This window comes from Streptomyces sp. NPDC046122 (assembly GCF_056429965.1).
On the sequence record NZ_JBWKLQ010000049.1, the window covers coordinates 1 to 1153 of the forward strand.

The following is a 1153-nucleotide window of genomic DNA, read 5'->3' on the forward strand; positions in this document are numbered from 1 at the left end:
TTCGCCCGCCTGCGCAGCTCCTCCTTCAGCTCCCGCAGGGCGTGAAGGGTGTAGAGGATGTCTTCGTCTTCCTCCCCGGCCCGGTAGCGGTGGCAGACCGGCTCCAGGGCGCCGAAGTCGCCGGTTCCCTTGAAGTCGAACGCGTACAGCTCGGCGCGCGGGTCGAGGGCTGCGATGAGCAGGAACAGGCGCATCAGGAACGTCTTGCCCATGCGCGGGATGGAGCCGACGACCACGGAGGCGAACATCAGGGTCACGGTCACGTCGCTCATGCGCTGGTCATTGCCGAAGACGACCGGCTTGAACAGGTCCACGCTGCCGGACTTCAGCAGAGGCCACTCGGGCTTGGTGGTCTCGTTCATGGGCTTGTCGCCCACCCACAGGATCAGCCGCCCCTCATGCTCGCTGGGGTCGGCCGAGGGCCAGACGCAGCCGACCTTGCGCCGCAGACCGGAGGCGAGCGGCTTGCGGGCCTCCATGATGTCCTCCGGGGTGACACCCCAGGGAAGGTCGAGATCGGCACGGTAACCGGGCCCGTCGCGGGTGATCTCGGAGGTGAAGCGCATCCCGTTCATATCACCGCCCTTCTTGATGGCGGCCGACAGCTTCACGTTGCCGATGTTGTCCAAAGCCCGCAGCACGATCGGCCCCGTGAGCTTCTGAAGCTCGGTCTTCAGCACCGCAGGCCCGATCACCGGCTGATCCTGCGGTGAACCCCAGAACCCGCACATCAGCACCGCAGCCGACGCCAGCACCGCCAGCCAGCCGGGAGCCATGACGTACAGGGTCAGCGCGATCGCGCTGCCGAAGACGAGCGCCACCGTGGTGACGAACACCCGCAGCCGCACACGTGCGTCCCGCTGACGCGTCAGCTTCAGGTACTCGGCCGTGTTCTCGTGGAACACCTCGTACGCCCGCAGCGGGGCCGCTTCGGCGTCCCACACCCACCGGTTGGTCTCGCGGACCAGACGGGCCGCGCCACGGGGGGCGTTCAACCCGAGCTGCAAGGCGTACCAGGGGGTGCGGATGCCGTGGAACGCAGTGGCGTAGAACGCGTTGCTGGCCGCCCGCTGGGTGGTGGAGACGAACCCGGGCTTCGACAGCAGCCAGCTCGGCAGGATCGGCTTGCGCTTGTAGGTCGTGATGCCCGGCG

At 67.8% G+C, this 1153-nt stretch carries 1 pseudogene; it reads right to left on the bottom strand.

What is annotated here, in order from left to right:
* Positions 1 to 1153, bottom strand: a pseudogene (locus tag AC07FK_RS34095) (cell division protein FtsK); the annotation flags it as partial.